Source organism: Isoptericola haloaureus (assembly GCF_036689775.1).
Taxonomy (GTDB): domain Bacteria; phylum Actinomycetota; class Actinomycetes; order Actinomycetales; family Cellulomonadaceae; genus Isoptericola; species Isoptericola haloaureus.
Genome location: NZ_JBAGLP010000116.1, coordinates 164,112 through 185,702 on the forward strand (window position 1 = coordinate 164,112; position 21,591 = coordinate 185,702).

At 73.4% G+C, this 21,591-nt stretch carries 13 protein-coding genes and 1 tRNA gene; 11 read left to right on the plus strand and 3 right to left on the minus strand.

Annotation, left to right across the window (positions count from 1 at the left end):
• Positions 1-123: 123 nt before the first annotated feature.
• The 8 genes from V5O49_RS06265 to V5O49_RS06300 all read left to right on the plus strand — a co-directional run bounded on the left by V5O49_RS06265 (position 124) and on the right by V5O49_RS06300 (position 7,156).
• Positions 124-1,470, plus strand: a complete 1,347-nt coding sequence (locus tag V5O49_RS06265) for a glycosyltransferase 87 family protein (RefSeq protein WP_332901483.1) — start codon at positions 124-126, stop codon at positions 1,468-1,470.
• 96 nt (positions 1,471-1,566) lie between these two features.
• A complete protein-coding gene (locus tag V5O49_RS06270; protein ID WP_332901484.1) occupies positions 1,567-2,691 on the plus strand; it encodes a glycosyltransferase family 4 protein in 1,125 nt (374 codons plus the stop codon).
• Between the two features lies 1 nt (position 2,692).
• A complete protein-coding gene (locus tag V5O49_RS06275; protein WP_332901485.1) occupies positions 2,693-3,970 on the plus strand; it encodes a glycosyltransferase in 1,278 nt (425 codons plus the stop codon).
• A complete protein-coding gene (locus V5O49_RS06280) occupies positions 3,967-4,896 on the plus strand; it encodes an SGNH/GDSL hydrolase family protein (RefSeq protein ID WP_332901486.1) in 930 nt (309 codons plus the stop codon). Before V5O49_RS06275 ends, V5O49_RS06280 begins: the two co-directional genes overlap by 4 nt.
• Positions 4,897-4,979: 83 nt before the next feature.
• The gene (locus V5O49_RS06285; RefSeq protein WP_332901487.1) at positions 4,980-5,459 is read left to right on the plus strand and encodes a hypothetical protein; all 480 of its coding nucleotides are present in this window, start codon (positions 4,980-4,982) and stop codon (positions 5,457-5,459) included.
• 238 nt (positions 5,460-5,697) lie between these two features.
• Entirely contained in the window at positions 5,698-6,135 is a 438-nt protein-coding gene (locus V5O49_RS06290) for a DUF7255 family protein (RefSeq protein WP_332901488.1), read from the plus strand.
• A gap of 143 nt (positions 6,136-6,278) precedes the next feature.
• Positions 6,279-6,791 (plus strand): GNAT family N-acetyltransferase, encoded by a 513-nt coding sequence (locus V5O49_RS06295; RefSeq protein WP_332901489.1) that lies wholly within the window; start codon positions 6,279-6,281, stop codon positions 6,789-6,791.
• Positions 6,792-6,847: 56 nt separating this feature from the next.
• Entirely contained in the window at positions 6,848-7,156 is a 309-nt protein-coding gene (locus V5O49_RS06300) for a type II toxin-antitoxin system TacA family antitoxin (RefSeq protein ID WP_278235537.1), read from the plus strand.
• Positions 7,157-7,372: 216 nt separating this feature from the next.
• On the opposite strand, the gene V5O49_RS06305 is transcribed toward V5O49_RS06300, so the two are convergent.
• Positions 7,373-7,458, minus strand: a tRNA-Ser gene (locus V5O49_RS06305).
• Positions 7,459-7,571: 113 nt separating this feature from the next.
• Positions 7,572-8,429: an SDR family oxidoreductase gene (locus V5O49_RS06310; RefSeq protein ID WP_332901490.1), complete on the minus strand. Its 858-nt coding sequence runs from the start codon at positions 8,427-8,429 to the stop codon at positions 7,572-7,574.
• Between the two features lie 238 nt (positions 8,430-8,667).
• Here V5O49_RS06310 and V5O49_RS06315 point away from each other — a divergent pair, with 238 nt between their 5' ends.
• Genes V5O49_RS06315 through V5O49_RS06325 form a run of 3 tightly spaced genes read left to right on the plus strand, consistent with a single transcriptional unit; the run spans position 8,668 to position 11,714 of the window.
• The gene (locus V5O49_RS06315; protein WP_332901491.1) at positions 8,668-9,285 is read left to right on the plus strand and encodes a DUF4956 domain-containing protein; all 618 of its coding nucleotides are present in this window, start codon (positions 8,668-8,670) and stop codon (positions 9,283-9,285) included.
• Positions 9,282-10,052, plus strand: a complete 771-nt coding sequence (locus V5O49_RS06320) for a polyphosphate polymerase domain-containing protein (protein ID WP_332901492.1) — start codon at positions 9,282-9,284, stop codon at positions 10,050-10,052. Before V5O49_RS06315 ends, V5O49_RS06320 begins: the two co-directional genes overlap by 4 nt.
• 24 nt (positions 10,053-10,076) lie before the next feature.
• Complete coding sequence (locus V5O49_RS06325) at positions 10,077-11,714, plus strand: carbohydrate-binding domain-containing protein (RefSeq protein ID WP_332901493.1); 1,638 nt, start codon at positions 10,077-10,079, stop codon at positions 11,712-11,714.
• Between the two features lie 73 nt (positions 11,715-11,787).
• Here the strand turns inward: V5O49_RS06325 and V5O49_RS06330 are convergent, their stop codons facing one another.
• Complete coding sequence (locus tag V5O49_RS06330) at positions 11,788-21,537, minus strand: calcium-binding protein (protein WP_332901494.1); 9,750 nt, start codon at positions 21,535-21,537, stop codon at positions 11,788-11,790.
• Between the last annotated feature and the right edge of the window lie 54 nt (positions 21,538-21,591).

Sequence of the window (21,591 nt, forward strand, 5' to 3'; positions counted from 1 at the left end):
TGCGATGCGACCGAGTATCTCGTCAAGCGATACGCGGTATCACCCGAGAGCGAGTGAGCGGCGTGCGGCAGCACGGCGCGGCAGTTCGTCGTCGGAATCGCGAGGACCCCGTGATCTGACACGATGTGGCGCGTGCCTGCCGACCCGCCCGCCGACGTGACCGCCGACGCGGCGACTCCCCCGCCCCGCACCACCGACCGCGGCGGGCGACTTCTCGCCTCGCCCTGGCTGCTCGCGCTCGCCTTCGTCGTCGTGCACGCCCGGCTCGTCCACGAGGCGATCACCTGGCAGAACACGATCTTCGGCGACGTCACCCTCTACGAGTGGTGGGCCCGCCACGGCCTGGCGAACGGCGACTGGCCCGTCCTGGACTACGCGTGGGTCTACCCGGCCGGCGCGCTCGTCCCGGTCGGGCTGCCCGGGGTGTTCACGGACGACCTGCTCGGCTACGAGATCGCCTGGACGGCGATGATCGTGCTGCTCGACGCCGTCGCTACCGTGGTGCTCGTGCGCATGACGCCGCGCGGCGTCCTCGGCGCATGGTGGTGGCTGCTTTTCCTGCTCGCCCTCGGCCCGATCTTCCTCGGCCGGCTCGACGGCGTCGTCGCCCCGATGATCCTCGTGGCGCTGGTCGTGGCACGCCGCCACCCGCGCGTCGCCGTCGCCGTCGCCACGGCGGGCGCGTGGGTGAAGATCGCCCCGGGCGCCGTCGTCGTCGCGATCGCCGCCACCCGCCGCAGCCTGCGCGACTTGCTGCGCACCGTCGTCGTCCCCGGGGCCGCCGTGAGCGCCGTCGTCGTCGGGCTGGCCCTGGCCGGCGGTGCGGGCGTGCGCGCGCTGAGCGTCTTCGGCGAGCAGGGCAGCCGCACCCTGCAGGCCGAGTCCGTGGCCGCCACGTGGTTCTCCGTCGCCCGCTGGTGGGACCCCGGCGTGCGGATCGAGTACAACGACGAGATCTTCACCTTCGAGATCCTCGGCGACGCCGCCCGCGCCGTGGCGAACACCCTCGACTGGCTGCTGATCCTCGCCGTCCTGGCCGTCGCCGCGCTGACCTGGTGGGCCGCGCGGCGCCACCCGGAACGGGTGTACGAGATCGTGCTGCTCTCGTCCGCGGCGCAGCTCGTCGCCCTCATCGTGTTCAACAAGGTCGGCTCGCCGCAGTTCGTCGCCTGGCTCGGACCGGCCGTCGCGGTCGCCCTGGCGTCCCTGCCCGAGGGTCGGTCCCAGCAGGCGTGGTGGCCGCCGGCCCTCGGCATGATCCTCGTCGCCTACGCCACCTACCTCGTCTACCCGGTGGCCTACGGGCCGTTCCTCGGGGGCGAGACCTGGATCGTCGTCGTCGAGGCGCTGCGCAACCTCGCGCTCGTCGTGCTCCTGGCCGGCGCCGTCTGGCAGCTCGTGCGTCTCGGCCGACGGGACCCCGGGGCCCGGGTCGCGGCCCCGTCGCCCGGCGGCGCCCGGTCCGCGTAGTTCGCACCGAAGGTTTCCCGCCCGTTCCTCGGAGCGACCCCGACACGTCGCCGACCGCTCCCCCGCTGGTCACCCACGGCCGACAGAGTGCGGAGCGTGAGGGTAGCGATCGTCGCAGAGTCCTTCCTTCCGCAGGTCAACGGGGTGACGAACTCCGTCCTGCGGGTCCTCGAGCACCTCCGGCGCACCGGGCACGACGCGCTGGTCCTGGCTCCCGACACCGACGACGGCGAGATCCCGCCGTTCGTGCACGGCGCCCCCGTGGTCGAGGTGCCCTCCGTCGGCCTGCCAGGTTATCCCGACGTCCGTGTCGTCCTCGGCCAGCGCGCGCGGATCGAGCGCACGCTCGCCGCGTTCGAGCCCGACGTCGTGCACCTGGCCTCCCCGTTCACCCTCGGGTGGCGCGGCATGCAGGCGGCCGAGTCCCTGGGCGTGCCGACGGTGGCGATCTACCAGACCGAGGTCCCGAGCTACGCGGCCCGGTACGGGATGCGCCACCTCGAACCGCTGCTGTGGCGACGGGTGCGCAACCTCCACGAGCGCGCCACCGTCACGCTCGCGCCGTCGACCCCCACCATCGACCACCTGCGGGCGCGCGGCATCCCGCGTCTGCACCGCTGGGGCCGCGGCGTGGACACCGAGCTGTTCCGGCCCGGTGCCCGGGACGCCGTCTGGCGGCGCGAGGTCGGCGCCGGCCGGCCGCTGCTCGTCGGGTACGTCGGGCGGCTCGCCGCGGAGAAGCAGGTCGAGGCGCTGCGGGTGCTGCACGACCGTGAGGACGTCCGGCTCGTCGTCGTCGGCGAGGGACCCGAGCGGCCGCTGCTGGAGAGCATCCTGCCGGACGCCCACTTCACCGGGCTGCTGCGCGGCGAGGAGCTGGCGCGGGCGATGGCGAGCCTGGACGTGTTCGTCCACCCCGGCGAGCTGGAGACGTTCGGCCAGACGCTGCAGGAGGCGCACGCCTCCGGGGTGCCCGTCGTCGCGCCGGCCGCGGGCGGACCGATCGACGTCGTCTCCCACTCGCACACGGGCTGGCTCTACCCGCCGGGCGACCACGCCGCGCTGCGCGCGCACGTCGACGATCTGCTCGGCGACCACCGCAAGCGCCGCGCCTTCGGGGCGGCCGCTCGCGAACGGGCGTTGGGACGCACCTGGGCGAAGGTCTGCCACGAGCTCACCGAGCACTACGAGGCGGCGGTCCGGGTCCGTTCGGGGGTGTGAGATGCGGATCGTGCACGTGGCCAACGCCTACGCGCCGCGGTCCGGCGGGATCCGCACGGCGATGCACGCGCTGGCCGGCGAGTACCTCGCGCACGGTCACGAGCCGGTGCTCGTCGTCCCGGGGCCGACGGCGCAGGTCCGGTGGGCCGCGGGCGTGCGGGTCGTGCAGGTCCCGGCCCCGCGGGTGCCGGGTGTGCCGGGCTACCGGATGGTCACCCGCCCCGGGCTGGTGCGGACGGTCCTGGACGACCTGGCACCCGACCGGGTGGAGGTCTCCGACCGCGCCTCGCTGACCGGCGTCGGGCTGTGGGCGCGTGAGGCCGGGGTCCCGTCGCTGCTCATGCTGCACGAGCGTCTCGACGGCGTGCTGTCCTCCTTCTGGCCGGGCGCCGGGCGCGGCGCGCGTCCCGGGGCGGCGCGGGGTGCGGCCACGGCGCTCGCCGACGGGTGGAACCTGCGCACGCTGTCCCGGTTCGACCGGCTGGTGGCCACGACCGGGTTCGCGGCCGGCGAGGTGACGCGGCTCGTCGAGCAGCGCCCGACGACGGCGCTGCCGCCGCTGCACCGGGTGCCGCTGGGCGTCGACCTGGAGCGGTTCACCCCCGACCGGTACGACGGCGCGGTGTCACGCCGGCTGGCGCCGTCCGGCGAGGCGACGGTGCTGGTGATGAGCCGGCTGTCCACGGAGAAACGGGTCGACCTGGCCGTCGACGCCGTCGCACGGCTGGCCGCCGAGGGTGTCCGGGTGCGGCTCGTCGTCGCCGGCAGCGGACCGCGGCTGACCGCGCTGCGCGACCGGGCCGAGCGGCTCGGGATCGCACACCGGTTCTGCGGCTTCGTGCCGGACCGGGACGCGGTGGCAGCGATGCTGGCCAGCGCCGACGTCGTCCTCGCCCCCGGCCCGATCGAGACCTTCGGGCTCGCCGCACTCGAGGCCCTGGCGTGCGGCACCCCGGTGGTGTGCAGCGACACCAGCGCGCTGCCCGAGGTGGTCGGCGCGGCCGGGGCGTCGGCCGCACCCGAGCCGGACGCGCTGGCGCTGGCCCTGGCCGACGTGCTCTCCCGGCCGGTGGCCGAGCGCCGGGAGGCGGCGCGCGAGCGGGCCGAGCTGTTCCCCTGGGCGGCGACGGGGCGCGCGATGCTCGCCCTGCACGGCGCGGCACCCCCACTCGCTGCGCCCCCACCGGCTGCTCCCCCACCTGTTGTGGGCGTGAAATCTGCAGTGTCGACCCCGGTTCGGCCTGCAGATTTCATGCCCACAACCGGAGGTGTGCGATGAGCGCGGGACCCGTCGTCGTCGGCCTCGGCGACTCCATCACGGCCGGGGTCGGCGACGCCGTCACCGCCGACGCCCCCTACGGTCCCGGCTGGGCGGCGCACCTGGCCACGCTCGCCGGGGCGGCCCGTTTCACCAACGTGGCCCGGAACGGGGCGCGAGCCCATCTCGTCGTGGCCGAACAGCTCGACGCGGCGCTGGCCGTGCAGGCCGACGTCGCCACCCTCGTCGTGGGCGGCAACGACGCACTGCGGACCGAGTTCTCACCGGTCGACGTCGGCCGCCACCTGTCCACCTGCGTGCGGGCGCTGCGCGCCCGGGGCACCGCCGTCGTGCTCGCGACACTGCCGCCGATCGGCCTGTTCGAGCTGTTCCCCGGCCGGGCTCGGAAGGTCATGCGCGCGCGCATGGACGCCGTCAACGCCATGGTGCGCGCCACCGCGGCGCGCGACCAGGGCACCCGCGGGCCGTCCGTGGTGCTGTTCGACATCGCCGAGGCCGTCCGGCGCGCTGGGCTCGGGGCCTGGTACGTCGACCGGGTCCACCCCTCGCCGCTCGGGCACCGGCACATCGCCGCGGCGGGCTGCGCTGCCCTGCGGACGGCGCTGCCGGAGCTCACCGGACCCGCTAGCGTCGGTGGCGCTCAGGGTGCGCCGGTTACCGAGCGGGAGACATGCCGCGTGCTGCTCGACCGGCTCCCCGCACCTCCACCACCGCCGTCGGCCTGGCAACGGGCCGCCTGGCTGACGATCGCCGGCGTCCCCTGGGCGGTGCGGCGCGGGCACGACTTCCTGCCCGGGCTGATCCGCGCCGTGCTCGACGACCTGCGCGGTGGTGCCGTCGGTCCGGTGGACCTCGACCTCCCGGCGTTGTCCGACGTCGGGGCTCCCGGGACGGCGACGGCGGACGTGCTGCTGCCCGGCCATTGAGCTCGCCCTCGCTACGGTGTCGTCATGGTGACGCAGCGACAGGCGCGACGGACGACGGGCTGCCGGGCGAGGAGCACCCCGACGTGAGACCTCTGCTCGGTTGGACGCTCGCCGGTGCCGTCGGCCCCGCCGTCGGCTATGCGCTGCTCATCGTCATCACGACGGTCACCCAGGACCTGACCGATCTGCCGACGAGGCTCGACGCGCTGCCGATGGCACTCGGAGCTTTGTTCTACCTCGCTGCGCTCAGCGCCATGCCCGGTGCCGTCGCCGGCATCCTGACGGGCGTCGTGGACGCCGTGCTGCGAGCTCGTGTCGCCCGAGTCGAACGGTCAGAGCGGCGACGTCCCGCCCTCTCGTCCGCGACCGTGATCTGGCTCCTGGGGACCGGCTATGTCCTGCTGCTCATGGCGATCACGCCATCGACGTGGTCCCCCTGGCCCGCCGTGCTGACGAACATCGCGGTCGCGGCCGCCATCGGACTCGCACCGGCGGCCGTCGCGTTCGCTCTGTACCTGCGACTTCCGCACCAGGCGCCTGAAGCAACATCGGCAGAACGCTGAGCACGACCAGGACGTCGCCACATCGTTGCGCTGCGCTGGTGACGTCTCTACGTTCGTCGTGATGACGACGAACACGACGTCGTGAGGGGACGAACCCATGCCAGTAGGAGACTGTGAGAAAGCCTTCGCTGCGGCGGCCGCCGACGACGGAGTAATGCTCAGCCGGGCACGAGTGCCTTGGCTCAATCAACGGGGCCATCTCGGACTCCCGGCGAGAGCAGACGCGGCGAGCCGCGTCATGACTGAGATCTTCGAGGCGCTCTCAGGAGACCCCATCGCCCAAGCGGAGAAGCGACTCACGGCACTGCCCGGCGACTTCGTGCACGCGCCGACGGGCACGTTCGTCGAGATCGACGAGTCACAGCACTTCACCTCGCATCGCTTGACGACGCTCGACCTGTACCCCGCCGGTGCACCACTGGGGTTCGATCTCGAGCAGTACCGCGACCTCTGCGTCCGATGGGCGCCACGGTCGGACAGGTACTTCGCGTCGAAGGCAGCCGTCGCCTTCGGACCAGGCGGGCGCCAGCGACAGCGCGCGTATCACGACGCGCTCCGCGACCTCGCGACCCCACCGATGGGTCACCCGCCGGTCGTGCGCGTTCCCGCTCCCGACCGGGACGGTGTCGCGGCCTATGCACGGGTCCGTCAGCAGCTGCGTTCGCTGATCCGCTGAGGCGGCACCTCGGGCTGCGCCGCAGATCGCGCTTGCACGCGATCAGGCGCATCTCCACCTCTCGCCTGCACGCTTTCCTGTCACCGCCTCGCCGTAGGGTGGCGGCCGCTCGAGTCCTGGCGATCGGAAAGGCACCAACGACGATGCTCATCGCGCGGCCGTTCACCTCGGCAGCCATCAAGCTCCATCCGTTCGACTGCGGAGAACCGGAGCTCAACGAATGGCTCGCTCGCTACGCCGGCCAGAGCGAGAAGAAGGACAACGTCCGCACCACTCTGCTGCTCGACGAGGAAGCCCAGCGCGTCGCCGGCTACTTCTCCATGCGCACCTTCGAGCTGTCAGCGGCCGATGGCGAGTCAGCGATGGGACTCAGGCGTCGCTACCCGGTGCCGGCGATGCTCCTTGCGCGGCTCGCTGTCGACAACGACTACAAGGGTCAGGGCGTCGGCAAGCTGCTGCTCGTCGACGCCCTCCAACGGCTGCTAGCAGCGGCGGACAACGTCGGCTTCGAGGTCGTCGTCGTGCACGCGCTCCACGAGGACGCTGCCTGCTTCTACCTCAAGCACGGCTTTCGCCGGTTTCTGGACCACGAGCTCAGTCTGTTCCTCACGACGAAGGACCTGCGAGCGACGTTCGCTGCAGCGCAATCCAGTTGAACCGTACGCACCACGTGCGTACCGTGTAGGTACACCCCCAGCCACGAGGAGGCACCATGCCTACCGCCAACGCGCGGTCAGAGCGTCTGCACATGCGCCTGTCGCCCGATGCTCTCGCGACCATCCGTGAGGCCGCCGCGGCGCAGCAACAGGACGTGTCGGCATTTGTGCTCGGGGCGGCTATGGAGCACGCCCGTGAGGTCCTGCTACGTGACCGCGTCCTGCAGCTCACCCCTCGCGAGCTCGACCAGGTCGACAGCGCACTCGACGCCGAGCCTCACGTGGTCCCGGAACTTGCCGCGCTGATCGCTGCGGTCCGACGGGACACGCCGCAGCACGGCAAGCAGGAGCTGACGTCGCACTGAGCGATCAGGCCAAGCGCGCACAGAGGGCTGCCCCGGAACTGACCCCGGGCGCCCTTCGTCGCCTTGGGACGATGTCGGGCGGGGTGCGCGCAGCGAGCGAAGCGCGGGGCCCGCTCGACGTACCAGCCAGCTCGGCGGAGCCGCGCCTTGAGTCAACCAGGGAACGACGAAGGGCCCCGGACCGGTGTCTCACCTGGTCAGAGGCCCTTCGGAGGGCGGTAGCGGTGGGATTTGAACCCACGGTGGCTATGAACCACACAGCATTTCGAGTGCTGCACCTTCGGCCGCTCGGACACGCTACCTTCGCCGGTCGAACCGGCCATACGAGGATACCGAACGGGGCCGCATCCACGAAATCCGGCCGGGTGCGACGTCCGTCACCGTGGACGCCCACGCCGACACCGGCCGGCGCCGGTCAGAAGACCGGCTTGCCGCCCGTGACGCCCAGCACCGTGGCCGAGACGTAGCTCGCGTCGGTCGAGGAGGCCAGGAAAACGAACGCGGGGGCGACCTCGGCCGGCTGCCCGGCGCGACCCAGCGGGGTGTCCTGCCCGAACGACTCCAGCTTGCCCTCCGGCTGCGTCGAGGGCTGCAGCGGCGTCCAGATCGGACCCGGTGCCACGGCGTTGACCCGCACCCCGCGCGGCCCCAGCTCGGCGGCCAGGTTCACGGTGAGGTTGTTGATCGCCGCCTTGGTCGAGGCGTAGTCCACCAGCGACGTCGAGGGCTGGTACGCCTGGATCGAGGAGTTGTTGATGATGCTGGCGCCCTCGTTCAGGTGCTCCAGGGCTGCCTGCGTCACCCACATCAGCGCGTACAGGTTGGTCTTGAGGATCCGGTCGATCTCGTCGGTCGTGACGTCCTCGAAGGACTCGCGCCGCGCCATCTGGAAGCCGGCGTTGTTGACGAGCACGTCGAGACCGCCCAGCTCCGACGCGGCCTTGCCGGGCAGCGCCCGCGCCGTGGCCTCGTCGGTCAGGTCACCAGGCAGCAGCACCGCCGTCCGACCCGTCCCGCGCACCCAGCGCGCCGTCTCCTCGGCGTCCTCCTGTTCCTCGGGCAGGTAACCGATCGCGACGTCGGCGCCCTCGCGGGCGAACGCGATCGCCACGGCTCGGCCGATCCCCGAGTCGCCCCCGGTGATGAGCGCCGACTTGCCCGCGAGCTTGCCGCTGCCCCGGTAGGAGTCCTCGCCGTGGTCCGGGACCGGGTCCATCTGCGCGGTCCAGCCCGGCGGCTCCTGCTGCTGCGGCGGAAAGGCGTTCTCGGCCATGGGGTCCTCCCTGGTCGGTCGGGGCGGCCGGGCCCCGGGTCGGGGCGCGGCCTCTCGCCACGCTAGGTGCGACGTCGGAGTCCGGCGACCGCGGGCAACGCACGCGACACCGCCGCCCAGGGGATCCCCAGCACTCCCAGGAAGTCGGCAGGCAGGTCACAGGGCTACATCGGCTCGGAAGTGTCCACTAGGTCACCTACCCACCCACGGACCCTGCGGTCCCCGTCCCGGGAGCACCATGACACCCGCCCTGCTCTACGCGATCGACGCCCTCGCCGTCACGATCCTCGTCTTCGCCCTCTACTTCCCCCGGCACCGCCGTCGCGACCTCGTCGTGGCCTACCTGGGGGTGAACGTCGGTGTGCTGGCCGTGGCGACGGTCCTCGCGCAGAGCAGCGTCGGCGCCGGCCTCGGGCTGGGCCTCTTCGGCGTGCTGTCGATCATCCGGCTGCGGTCCCGCGAGCTGTCCCAGCACGAGGTCGCCTACTACTTCGCCGCCCTCGCCCTCGGACTGCTCGGCGGACTGGGATCCTCGGTCGGGTGGCTGGCGGTGGCCGGCATGGGCCTGGTCGTCCTGGTCATGGCCGTCGCGGACCACCCTCGGCTCTTCGCCCGGCACCGCACCGCCCAGATCGTCGTCGACCGGGCCCTGCCGGACCACGACACCCTCGTGGAGCACCTCGAACAGCTCCTTGGCGCCCGGATCCACGGAGCATCGGTCCTCAAGCTCGACCTGGCCAACGACACGACCGTCGTCGACGTCCGCTACCGGGTCGGCCCGGGCACGACGGCGGTACGCCCGACGGCGGCACCGGCCGCGGCCGAGCCGCCCCGCGCCCTGGAGACGACCCGATGAGCGCCGTGGAGCACCTGGCGCCGATCACCCTCGACGAGCTGAACGCCGAGGCCGCGCTGCAGACCCGGGTGGACCGCAAGTACGTGCTCACCGCCGACGAGACCCGCGGCCTCCTGGCTGCGCTCGACCCGGCCACCCGGGTGCTGGAGATCGGCGGCGCCCGCACCTTCACCTACTCCTCGACCTACTTCGACACCCCCGACCTCGTGACGTTCCACCAGGCCGCGCGCCGTCGGCGGCGGCGGTTCAAGGTCCGCACCCGCACCTACGTCGACACCGGCGGGACGTTCCTCGAGGTCAAGACCCGCGCCGCGCGCGGCGTCACCGTCAAGGAGCGGTGCCCCGCCGACCCCGCGGCGTGCACCCTCGACGACGACGCCGTCGAATTCGTCGACGACCGGTTGGCGGCCGCCCGGCTGGCCGCCCCGCCGTCGTCCGGGCTGGCACCGGTCCTGCGCTCGCGCTACCGGCGCACCACCCTGCTGACACCGGACGCCCGCGTCACGCTCGACACCGCCCTGACGTGGTGGCACCTCGCGCCCGACGCCGGCGGGCACGACGGCGCCCGGGACCGCGCCGACGTCGGCGACCTGGTCGTCGTCGAGACCAAGGCCGGCACCGCGCCGTCGTCCGTCGACCGCCTCCTGTGGCGATCGGGCCACCGCCCCGACCGCCTCTCCAAGTACGCGACGGGACTCGCCGTCCTGCGCCCCGACCTGCCCGACCATCCCTGGCGACGCCTGCGCCGCGAGCGCCTGGCCGCCTGAGACCCACCACCCGAGAGGACTCTCATGAACCCGACAACCCTGCCCCGCCGGACCCGTTCGACCTGGTCGAAGGCCCTGGGAGGAGCTGCCGCCGCGGCGCTGGCCGTCGGCGCGCTCGGCGCCTGCGGCACCACCTCCGAGGAGTCCGCCGCAGCGACGACCTCCGAGAGCTCGACCACCACCGAGGACTCGACCTCCTCCGACGACGCCACGGTCCTCACCGCCTCCTCCGCCGGCCTGACGGCCGCGGAGGTGCTCGCCGAGAACCTCGACGCCTCGGAGACCGTGGCCCTGGCCGACGGCTCCTGGGTCTCCACCGACGAGGTCGCGATCGATCTGTCCTCGCCGAGCGCCGCCGACGGGGTCGAGGTGGACGGTGACACGGTCACCATCACCCGGCCGGGGACCTATCGGCTCTCCGGTGTGCTCGCCGGCCAGGTCGTCGTCGAGTCCGAGGACGACGGCGTGGTGCGGCTCGTGCTCGACGGCGCGGACGTCTTGTCCTCCACGGGTGCGGCGATCGACGTCCAGGACACCGACCAGGTGTCGGTGGTGCTGGCCGACGGCTCGACGAACCGACTCGAGGACTCGGCGGACTACGAGGAGACGGAGGCCGACAACGCGGCCAACGCCGCCCTGTACTCGACCGCCGACCTGGCGATCTCCGGTGCCGGCTCCCTCGAGGTCGTCGGAAACAGCAACGACGGCATCACCGGCAAGGACGGGCTGGCGATCACCGCGGGCGACATCACGGTCGACGCGGTCGACGACGCGATCCGCGGCAAGGACTACCTGGTCGTCACCGGGGGCACGATCGACGTCACCGCCGGCGGCGACGGCCTGAAGTCCGACGAGGACTCGGACGCCACCGCCGGGTACGTCGCCCTGCTGGACGGCGAGGTGACCGTCGCGGCCGGCTCCGACGGCGTGCAGGGCTTCACCGACGTCGCGGTCGCCGGCGGGACGCTGAGCGTCACCGAGTCCGAAGAGGGCGTCGAGGCCGCCGTCATCACGATCTCGGGCGGCACCGTCGACGTCGCCTCGTCCGACGACGGGCTCAACGCGACGGTCAAGGAGGCCGACGAGGACACCGAGGACGCCGCGTCGACCGAGGAGTCGACCGAGATGGCCGGCCCCGGCGGGGGCGGGGGCGGCGAGGCCGTCCAGGAAGGCGCCTCCCTGACGGTCACCGGCGGGTCCGTGACGGTGGCAGCCGACGGTGACGGCCTCGACTCGAACGGGGTCATCGACGTGACCGGTGGCGAGATCGTCATCGCCGCGGCGGCGAACGGCGGCGAGGGCCCCGTCGACGCCAACGGCACGGTGACGAGCGCGAACGGCTGGCTCACGCTGGACGGCTCGGCCGACGCCGGGTCGACGATCACCGTGCTCGACGCCGACGGCCAGGAGGTCGCCTCGGTCGTGGCCGGGCAGTCGCTGTCCTCCCTCCACCTCACCGCCGACGGGATCGTCGCCGGACAGAGCTACACCGTGCAGGTCGACGGCACCGACGTCGGCACGGCGACCGCCGTGGAGTCGATCGCCACGACGATGGGCCCGGGCGGGGGCGGCGCGCCCGGTGACCGCGAGATGCCCGGGGACGGGGGCCGACCCGGTGGGGGCCAGCCCCCGGCCGAGGGCTCCATGCCCGGCGGCGCCTGACCGCCCGCCGACGTCACGCGAGTCGGCGCGGACCGGACCGACCGGCCCGCGCCGACTCCCGCGACGGCACGACTCACGGCTCGGCGCAGGCGGCCGGCGAGTCGAAGTGCCCGGGCGTCGTCGGGAACGCGCTGCCCGACCCGTGCTCCTTCTCGCCCGGCTCGACGATCGCCACCTCCAGGTAGGCCGAGGTGCCCTCGACGTCGACGTCGTCCGGCCCGCGACCGGCGCCGGCCCCGTAGGCGACCCCCCGCAGGAAGTCCTTCATCGACGGGCTGTGCTGGCGGATGTCGTTCCACCCGCCGTACGCCGCGTTGCAGTGCGAGTACAGGTTGAACGCGCCATTCCAGTCGATGAGGCGGTCGTCCTGGTCGCTCGGACCGTTGGCCGACTCGTTGCCCTGCATCACGTCACGGTCCCGCCCGCCGTAGATCCAGTCGGTGCCGTGGTGGTGCTGGTCGTTCGACGGGTCGGCGTCGTCGGTGTCCGTCGTCGCGAACCAGGCGCACGGGTCCACGACCTCGCCGAGCGTGCCCTGCGGGGTGTCCGCGAGCGTGCAGGTCACCCCTGGGGTGTCGGTCGATCCGCGCGGGTTCCAGTCGAGGACGTCCGCGCCCACGACCGAGTCCGTCCCGGACCCGGGCACCGACTCGCCGCCGAAGACGAGGTCGACGTGCTGGTCCTCGTCACCGCGGTCGGGCGAGCCGTCGGCCAGGCCGCGGCCACCCCACAGGACGTCGGACCCGGCCCCGCCGAATACGGAGTCGCCGCCGTTGTCACCGTTGGCGAGGTCGTCGCCGGCGCCTCCGAACACGACGTCGCGGTCGTCACCACCACGCATCCGGTCGTCACCGCCGACCGTCTCGCCCGGGTGCGGCATCGGTTCCTCGGCGGTGTCCACCCAGGTGCGGTCCTCGACGTCGGAGAACAGGTCGACGCGACGGTCGAACGTCCCCGGCCGCAGCCCGGTGTACGACTCGTCCGGCACACCCTTGACCGAGACGGTGAACGTGCCCTCGTCCTCGGCGTCGATCCACTGGCCGACGATGCCGCCCCGGTCACCGAGGACGGTGTCCTGGCCGGCGTCGCCGAACAGCTCGTCGCCGCCGAGCCCGCCGACCACGTCGTCGTGCCCCGCGTCGCCGTGCACGGTGTCGTCACCGTCCTGGCTCCACAGCCGGTCGTCCCCGGCGTCGCCGTCGATGGTGTCGTCACCGAACGCCCCGACCGGTTCGCAGGTGTCCTGGTCCTCGGTGCAGAAGCGCGTGACGCCGTCGTGCCCGGCCGGCAGCGCGTCCGGGTCGTGCAGACGCACCGCGAACAGACGGTCGGGGTAGGCGGGGTCGGACGGGTCGGCCGGGTAGCGGTCCGGCTCGACCCGGTCCGCCCAGACCCCGGCCGGACCGGCCTCCACCGGGTCGCGCAGGAGCGTGCCGTTGTCGCCGAGGACGACGTCGTGCTCCCCGTTGCCGGAGACCACGTCGCCCGCGTCGCGGTGACCCGCGATCGCCGAACCGCCGATCAGGTCGTCCTGACCGTCCGGCCCCGTCTCGGCCTCCACCGTCGACCAGCCCCGCCAGAGCCCGGACGGCACCGGCACGCCGTGGCCGAGCGCCGCGGCCTCGTCGGCGACGATCTCCACCACGGGTGCGTCCCCGCGGACGACGTCCGCGGCGCCGTTGCCCTCGACGTAGTCGTCGTCCGGCCCGCCGCTGAGGGCGTCCCCGCCGTCCTGGCCCCAGGCCATGTCGACGCCGTCCCCGCCGGAGACGAGGTCCGCCCCGCCCTGCGGCGACGCCAGGTCGTACAGGATCACCGCACGCTGCCGGACCAGGGACCCGTCGGTCGACGACCGCTCGAGCACCGACGTCGTCGCACCGGCCCCGCGCAGGATCGTCCCGTCGTCGCCGATGATCGCGTCGTCGCCGGACTCGCCGAACAGCAGGTCGCCGACGTCGCCCTGCCCGGTGGACGCCTCCGTCCCGGTGCCGGGCTCGTCGGAGGCCGGATCGGCCGCCGGGGTGGTCGAGCCACCGACGAGGTCGTCGTCGCCGGGACCGCCCTCGACCCAGTCGACACCCGGGCCGCCCTCGACGGCGTCGTCCGCTCCCCCGCCGTCGAGGCGGTCGGGGTCGGCCTGGCCGAGGAGCACGTCCTCGCCGCCGTCGCCGCGCAGCCAGTCATCGCCCGCGTCGTCGCCGTCCGCGGCGACGCCCAGGTCGAGCAGCCGGATCGTGCGCGGGTCGATCGTCCCCCGCTCGCGACCGAGCAGCAGCGGGGTCGTCGCCCCGGCGCCGGCCACGGTGATCACCCCGTTGTCGCCGAGCGCCACGTCGCCGTCGGACCCACCGCGGATCGTGTCGCCGTCGTCGGGCTGGCCGTCGGTACCGACACCGCCGGGCACCCCGGAGCCGAGCGGGGTCACGCTGCCGCCCACGAGGTCGTCGCGCCCGGACTGGCCGAGGACCGTGTCCTCGCCGCGTCCGCCGACCGCGAGGTCGTCGTCCGCGCCCGCCCAGAGCTCGTCGGCGTCGCCCTGGCCGAACAGCGCGTCGTCGTCGGCCCCGCCGTAGAGCCGGTCGGGTCCGGACGTGCCGGCCGGCGGCGAGGCGCCGGTCTCGTGCTCGACCAGGACGCGGTCGGCCGTGTCGCGGCCCGCCAGCGCCGGGGCGCCGTCCGCGCCCGGCGCCGTGGGTGCGATCGTCATGTTGTCCCCGGCCAGGACGTCGGCCCCGGCGTCGCCGAACACGCGGTCGTCGGTGTCGGCGCGTCCCGCGGCCCGCGTACCGCCGATCAGCATGTCGTCCGCGACGCCGCCGGTCACGACGTCGGACCCGGCGTTGCCCTCGGCGACGTCGGCGTCGCCCTGCCCGTAGAGCACGTCCGGTCCCGCGTTGCCGTACAGCAGGTCCGGGCCGCCCTCACCGTGGATGACGTCGCGGGCGCTGCCGCCCCAGACCTGGTCCGCTCCCGCACCGGCGAACACCGTGTCGGTCCCGGACTGACCGCAGCCGCGGTCGTCCGCGTCCCGCAGCTCGAGCCGGTCGGCCCCGCCGCCGGCGCGCACCACGTCGACACCGATGCCACCGATGATCAGGTCGTCGTCGTCCGCCGCGTTCGGCGCACCGGGCTCGTCGGCTCCGGGCATGTCGGAGTCGCTGGCCACCGGGTCACCGGCGACGCACAGCTCCTGCGGCCGGTAGGCGTCGCCCCAGGCCTGGGCACCGCCGTCGCCGCCGACGACGTGGTCGCGGTCGGCGCCGCCGACCAGCACGTCCTCCTGCGGCACGGCGTCCTCCGGCAGCGGGAGGCGGGTGACGTCGTGGTCCGGGCCGAACCCGTCATCGCCGGTGCCGAACGCGATCTCGTGCGGCTCGGCGAGCACGTAGTCGTCGTCCGGCCCGCCGAACACGTAGTCCCCGCCGAACCCGCCGGACAGGATGTCCTCGTCCGCGCCGCCGAACAGGTACGCACGCTGCACCGGCGGGCTGCCCAGCGACCCGGCCTGCACGACGTCGCGCACCGTCGATCCGATGACCAGGTCGTTGCCCGAGCCGGTGTCGACGTTGTTCGCCTGCGCCGGGTCGTCCACGCTGTCGGGACGCCCGTCGCCGTCCGCGAGCGCCCCGAGCTGGGCGGCACTCAGCGCGCTGCCCGGCGTGTACGCCTCGCCCTGGATCGTGATGTCGGCGTCCGGGCCGGTCGGCAGGTCGGCGCGCTTGCCGGTGAAGACGACGTCGTCGCCGGGCCCGGCGGTGATGCGGTCGGCACCGTGACCGCCGGCGACGAAGTTCGTGGCCCCGCCCCGGTCGTTCCCCTGCTCGCCGACGACGCCGATGACGTCGTCGCCGCCGTTGCCCCACACCACGTTGCGCTGCAGGCCGACGTTGATCGTGTCGTCGCCGCCCCCGTTCTGCTCGCCGGGGTCGCCGAGCGCGACCGCGATGTCGAGACCGTCGACGGTCTCGACCGTCGGGTCCAGCGTCGTGTCGCCGGCGACGAAGGCGCGGCCCTGCGCGGTACCGACGGTGTCGTCGTCGGCCCCGCCGGAGATCCGCACGGTGACCCCGTCCGGGTTGGCGGTCGTGACCTTGTCGTCGCCGCCGCGGGCGTCGACCCAGGCCGGGCCGACGTCGGTGCGGATCACGTCGGCGGCCTCGGAACCGCGCACGACGACGCCGGTGCGGAACCCGGCGGCGAGCTCGCCCCCGGTGTCGCCCGGTGCGCCGTCGGCCGGCGGCGCCTCGCTGTCGCCGACGAACGACACCTCCAGGGGTGTGCTCGTGCCCTGGCCGTCGACCAGCACCCGGTCGACGGGGCCGTCGAAGCTGTCGGTGAACCCGAGCCACTGGACGGTGTAGCCGACCACCGGCCAGCCGCCCTCGGGCTCGGTGCCCGCGGAGTAGTCGTGGCGCTCGATGACGGTGAACACCTCGGCGTCGTCCTCGGGGTCGCCGTGGGCATCCCACACGGCGTCGCCGCGCTTGCCGCCCACGCCGGCCTTGCCCGCGTAGACCACCAGATAGTCCGTGCCGTCGACCTCGTCGACGGCCCCGAGCGTGGGCGGTGGCGGCTCGCAGTCGGGCTCGGCGGAGAAGTCGAGCAGGGTGATGTCCGCGATCGTCTGGGTGAAGGTCACCGAGAAGATGCTGACCCCGAGCGTGACGCCGAGCCGCAGGAACAGGTACACGCGCCCGCTCATGGTGAACAGGCAGATCGGACTGCGCTTGACCTGCTCACCGATCTCGGACAGGCGGAACTTGCCGTCGTCGTTCGGGTCGTTCCAGAAGAACGACACCGTGAGTCCGACGCCGCCGGTGAGACTGACCTCGATCACCACCAGGGAGACCGCGACGCCGGCCGCGAGTTCGCCGTAGAACGTCAGCACCGGTACGGGCTTGCCGTCCAGGTCGGTGGTGGCGAAGTACAGCGAGTCGAGGGCGTCGAGGGCACCGACCGAGGTGCCGTCGCGCCACGCCTCGACGGCCTTGCGCAGGCCGTAGGTGTCCAGGCCGGCGATGACGCGCGCCTCGACGCCCGCGGACCCGGAGAGCGTGATGAGCACCGGCGGCGGGGCGTACACCGGGCCGAAGGACTGCTTCATGGAGAAGCCGAGCTTCAGCGGCCCGGAGTCGAACCGCACGATCTCCACGTCGCCGCCGACGAGCAGGTTGGCGACCTGCTCGGGCTGCTCGAGGAACGTGAAGGTGAACCCGTAGCGCTTCGAGTCGAAGCCCTGGGTGGTGATGTTGGCCGGGCCGAGCTGGCTCACGACGGTCGCGGCCGTCCCGGTCGGGGCCGCTCCCGCGGTGTACGTCTCCTTGATCGAGGCGATCGTGTCCGGGGTCGCGGCGGTCGTCTTGGCCACGGCACCGTCCAGCGTCAGGTCACCGATCGGCAGGATCACCTCGCCGGGGTCCGCCGCGATCGTGTCGACGAGGTCGTCGACCGTCTTGGCGGTCTCGACGATCTGCAGGATCGTCTTCACGGCCGTGACGTCGGTGCCGCCCGCGAGGGTGCTGTACAGCTCGGCGAGCGTCACCAGGGAGATCTCCGGTCCGCCGGCCGCCTGCGACAGGTCGGTCAGCACCGGGATCGGCGCGTAGAGGGTGTCGATGATCGGCCGCAGCGGGTCGATGGCCTGGTTGATGGTGTCGATGGCGGGCGCGATCTGCTCGGACAGGAAGTCGCCGAGGTCGAGCCCGATGTCGGTGAAGGCGATCGACGGCGTGCCGACCACCCCGTTGGAGGCGTTGCCGAACGTCGGGGCGTAGGTGCCGGCGTCGTCCGGCGCCTCGCACTCGGAGCCCGAGTCCCCGCCCTCACCGCTGGACCAGCCCACCGACCAGCGCAGGCAGAAGTCCGTGGCGACGCCCGGCAGGGTCTGCCCGTCCATCTCGGGGGCTGCCGTCAGCCCCCAGAAGACGTCGATGTCGAAGGACGCTCCGAGCACGACGTGGTCGCGCGGCGACCCGATCAGGTCACCCACCGAGACGGCCTCGAACGGCTCGTCCGCGATGGTGACGGCGTCGGGCGTCCCCGTGAGGTCGATGCTCAGCTCGGCCTGCAGCTCGTCGGACCCGGCGTCCTTCTTCTTCGCCTCGACCTGGAGCACGGCCAGCTCGGCCTGCAGGTCGGGGTTGCCCTCCCCGGCGTCGGTCAACCGGGCGCCGGCGACCGCGTACCCCTCGGGCACGTCGTCGTCCCCGTTGTCCGTGAGCAACATGACGCCGGCTTCCTTGTCCAGCGCCAGCCGGACCCGGAACCCGTAGTCGAGGCTCACGCCGACGCCGCCGGCGCCGTCGGCCGCGCTCGCGCGCAGCGCCAGGCCGGGGATGCCGAGGTCGAGCGGGACGGTCTCGGAGAACTCCGGGGCGCTCGGGTCGCCGTCCGCTCCCGGGTCGTAGGCCCACTCCATGACGATCGTGTCGATGGCGCGCACGTTGGCGCTGCAGTCGGCCTGCGGGTAGTCGGCCTCGGCCGGGTCGTCGGGGGCGGCCGAGGCGGTCCCGGAACCGTCGTCGACGTAGCTCGTCCCGGCCTCGTCGGCGATCTGCTCCCAGGTCGTGCCGTCGTCGGTGCTGCGCACCACGTAGTAGCCGCTCGCGCGCGGGTTCTCGGTCCACGTCAGCTCGTTGCGCGGCCCGTCGGTGGCGAGGGTGGCGTCGTTGTCGACGGCGTCCGTCCCGGACCAGCCGGTCGGGGCGCCCGTGTCGTTGTGGGCCACGATCGCGTACGTGTAGGTCGTGTCGGCCGGGTCGGGGGCGTCGACGGCGGTGACCGACAGCCCCGTGGCGGGCTCCAGCAGGCCGCAGTACTCGGTCAGCGTCACCCCGGGAGCGGACTCCAGGGTCGACGTGGCGTCGGCGTACCCGGTCTCGAGCGCGGTGTCGGTGTCCTCGACGAGCTGCTCGATCTCGGACCGCGCCGACTCGAGGGTGTCCGCGGCCTCGGCCAGCTGCTGCCCGACGAGGGGGAAGTTCCCGCCGCCGGAAAGGGTCTGCAGCGCCTCGGTGACGATCCCGAGGTAGGTCAGCAGGGACTCGGGCAGCGCCAGCAGGTCGAGCTCGGTGTCGTAGAGCAGCGCCTGCAGGTCGGACAGGTCCGGCAGCGTGACGTCGGGCGCCGGCAGGCTCTCCCCGCTGCTGAGCGTGCCGTCGCCGGGCAGCTCCTGCGCGACCGACAGCGTGCCCAGCGAGGTGCCGACGACGGAGACCGGCGCCTCGACGCAGAGCAGCCGCGGCCCGCCGGAGCACTCGTCGGTCCCGGTCAGGGCCAGGTCCCCGCCGAGCAGGTCGCCCAGCCCGACGGCGCCCGAGGCGCTGTAGGACCCGGTGAGCCCGACGGCTCCGAGGGTGCCGCCGTCGCCGAGCTGGGCGGACAGACCCGCCACCGAGACGGCGAACTGCCCGTCCACGCTGCCGGTGGCCGAGGCCTCGACGGACGGGTCGACGACCCGCAGCGTCGCCGCGTCCCCCGCGTCCTCGAAGGGCGACCCGAGCGACACGGCGAGCCCCGCGCCGGCCTCGACCGAGGCGGCCAGGGCGACCTCGGCGTCGGCGTTCGCGCTGACGAGCGGAACGTCGCCGAGGTCGAAGGCGAGCGGCGCGGACGTGTCGTAGGACCGCGCGACCGCGACGTCGAGCACGAGCGTCGGGGTGCCGTCGACCTCGGTGAGCTCCACCGGCAGGTCGGCGCCGATGGCGTCCTCCAGCAGGGCCAGCAGGTCCTGGAAGTTCTCCGGCGGGGTCGTGGCGACCTCCTCGAGCACGGTGGAGAGCTCCGTGGCGGTGGCCAGCCCGTCGGCGGCGCCGGTGAGCACGTCCCCGATGCTGGCGTCGACCAGCGGCAGCGAGACGTCGGCGGTGTCGCCGAGCAGGTCGGTGGAGCGCAGCCCGGCGTCGAACAGTGTCAGCACGCTCAGCAGGCGGCCGAGCATCGCCAGCGGGTCGTCGGTGTCGACGTCGAGGGCGAGGAGGTCGGTCAGCCCGGACTCGATGGTCGGGTCGCAGGAGTCCGGGATGTCCGTCACGTCGCAGTCGACGGAGAACGTCGCGGCGCCCCCGTCGGAGCTGAAGGCGCGGCCCTCGAGCGGGACGTCGACCGTGCCGGTGCCGGTGACGTGCAGGTCGACGTCGGCGGTCACACCGGAGGGCTCGGCGGTGATCTCCTCCATCGCCGCGCCCAGCGTGCGGTACTCGCTGCCGCCCAGGGCCAGGGTCAGCATCGGGTCGCCGGCCGTCTCGGGGCCGACGGCGAGGCTGCCGTCCACCTCCACACCGACGAAGCCGATCTTCCCGGCGGTGGTGAAGTCGGCGGTGATCGGGAAGCTCGCCGACCCGCTGGCCGAGCGGAACAGCATCCGGTCGATGCCGATGGGCGCCTCGTCGTAGTAGGCCACGACCTCGCCGTCGGGTCCCGTCTGGGGCTGCGGCTCGTCGAAGACCACCGGGTCCTGCAGGTCGAGGGCGAGCTCGATCTCGAGGGAGTAGTCGCGCGTGGTCTGCGCCGTCGGGGTCTCCCCGTCACCGGGCTCCGGCTCGTTCGCGCCGGTGACCTGCTGTCCACCGGGCGCGGTGAGCAGGTCGCCGAGCTCGACCAGACCGGTCTGGACGCCGGCGTCCTCCGCCCCCGGGGTGGGGACGAACAGGTCGCCGGGGCTCTCGTCGCTCCGGCCGACCGTCAGGGTGAAGGGCAGCCGGTGGTTCGTGGCGTCGTACTCGGCCACGACGACGCCGAGGCCGGTGCCGGAGGCGTTGATCGCCGCGAACAGGTCCTCGAGGCTGGTCCAGGACGGGATGCCCGCGTCCTCGCCCTCCTGCGGGATCTGGTCGACGAGGAACGTGGTGAGGTTCTCCGCCAGGTGCACGGCGTCCGCGACGGTGCCGCGCATGAACGGCAGGTCGAGGTTGGCGGGCGTGCGCTGCATGGCCACGACGGTGGACTTCAGCAGCACGAGACCCTCGGCCACGTCGCGCTGGGACATGTTGAGGAAGTCGCCGAGGGCGTCGAAGTCGGCGTCCGGCGTCACCGACAGCGTCGCGGCGTCGCTCAGGTCGGTCCAGGAGAACGCGATGCCGCCCGTGACCGCGGGGACGTAACCGTCCTCCGTGGTGACGCTGAGGTTGCCGCTCGCCGAGGAGGAGGTCAGCTCCACGGTGCTCAGGCCCACGGCCGAGCCGTCCACGGACAGCTCGCCGTCGCCGGGCGTGCCGTCGGTCCCGGCGAACGCGAGGCGCCCGTCGCCGTCGGGGTCGTCCAGGGTGCCGGTGTAGGTGGCGTGCAGCTCGACGTCGTCGCTGGTGATCTCCCCGCCGACCAGGCCGACGGAGGTGCTGATCGCGCCGTCGAACCCGTCGAGGTCGACCGAGGCGAAGAGCTCGGGGGCGTCGGCGCCGTCGGCGACGACGAAGAACTCGTCCGACCCGCCGATCTCCTCGGAGCCCAGCGTGAACTCGAGGCCGACGCTCACCGCCGCCGTGACCTCGCCCGGACCCGAGGACAGCGGGAAGCCGGGTTCGAGGGAGAACGCTGCGCTGACGTCCTGGGTCGCCTCGAGCCGGTAGCGCCCGTCGCCCAGCGCGGTCAGGTCGTTGCCGAGAGCGGTGTCCGCGGCCGCCAGCACGTCGGCGGGTGTCACGTCCACCACGGGCAGCGGCGTCGTCCACGCCTCCTGCTCGGCGAACCCGAGCGCCCAGGCGGCGACGTCCTCGGCGTAGTCGTCCACCGGATCCGCGTACGCCGGCGGTGCGACGAACACGGTCGCGGTGACCGCGGTCGCCGTGAGGATGCCGATGCCGGCCGACCCGCGCAGTCTGCGCATGTCCCGCTCCCTGGTCCTGTTCCGCCCCTGGTGGTGGGCGGACTCGACGGTGGC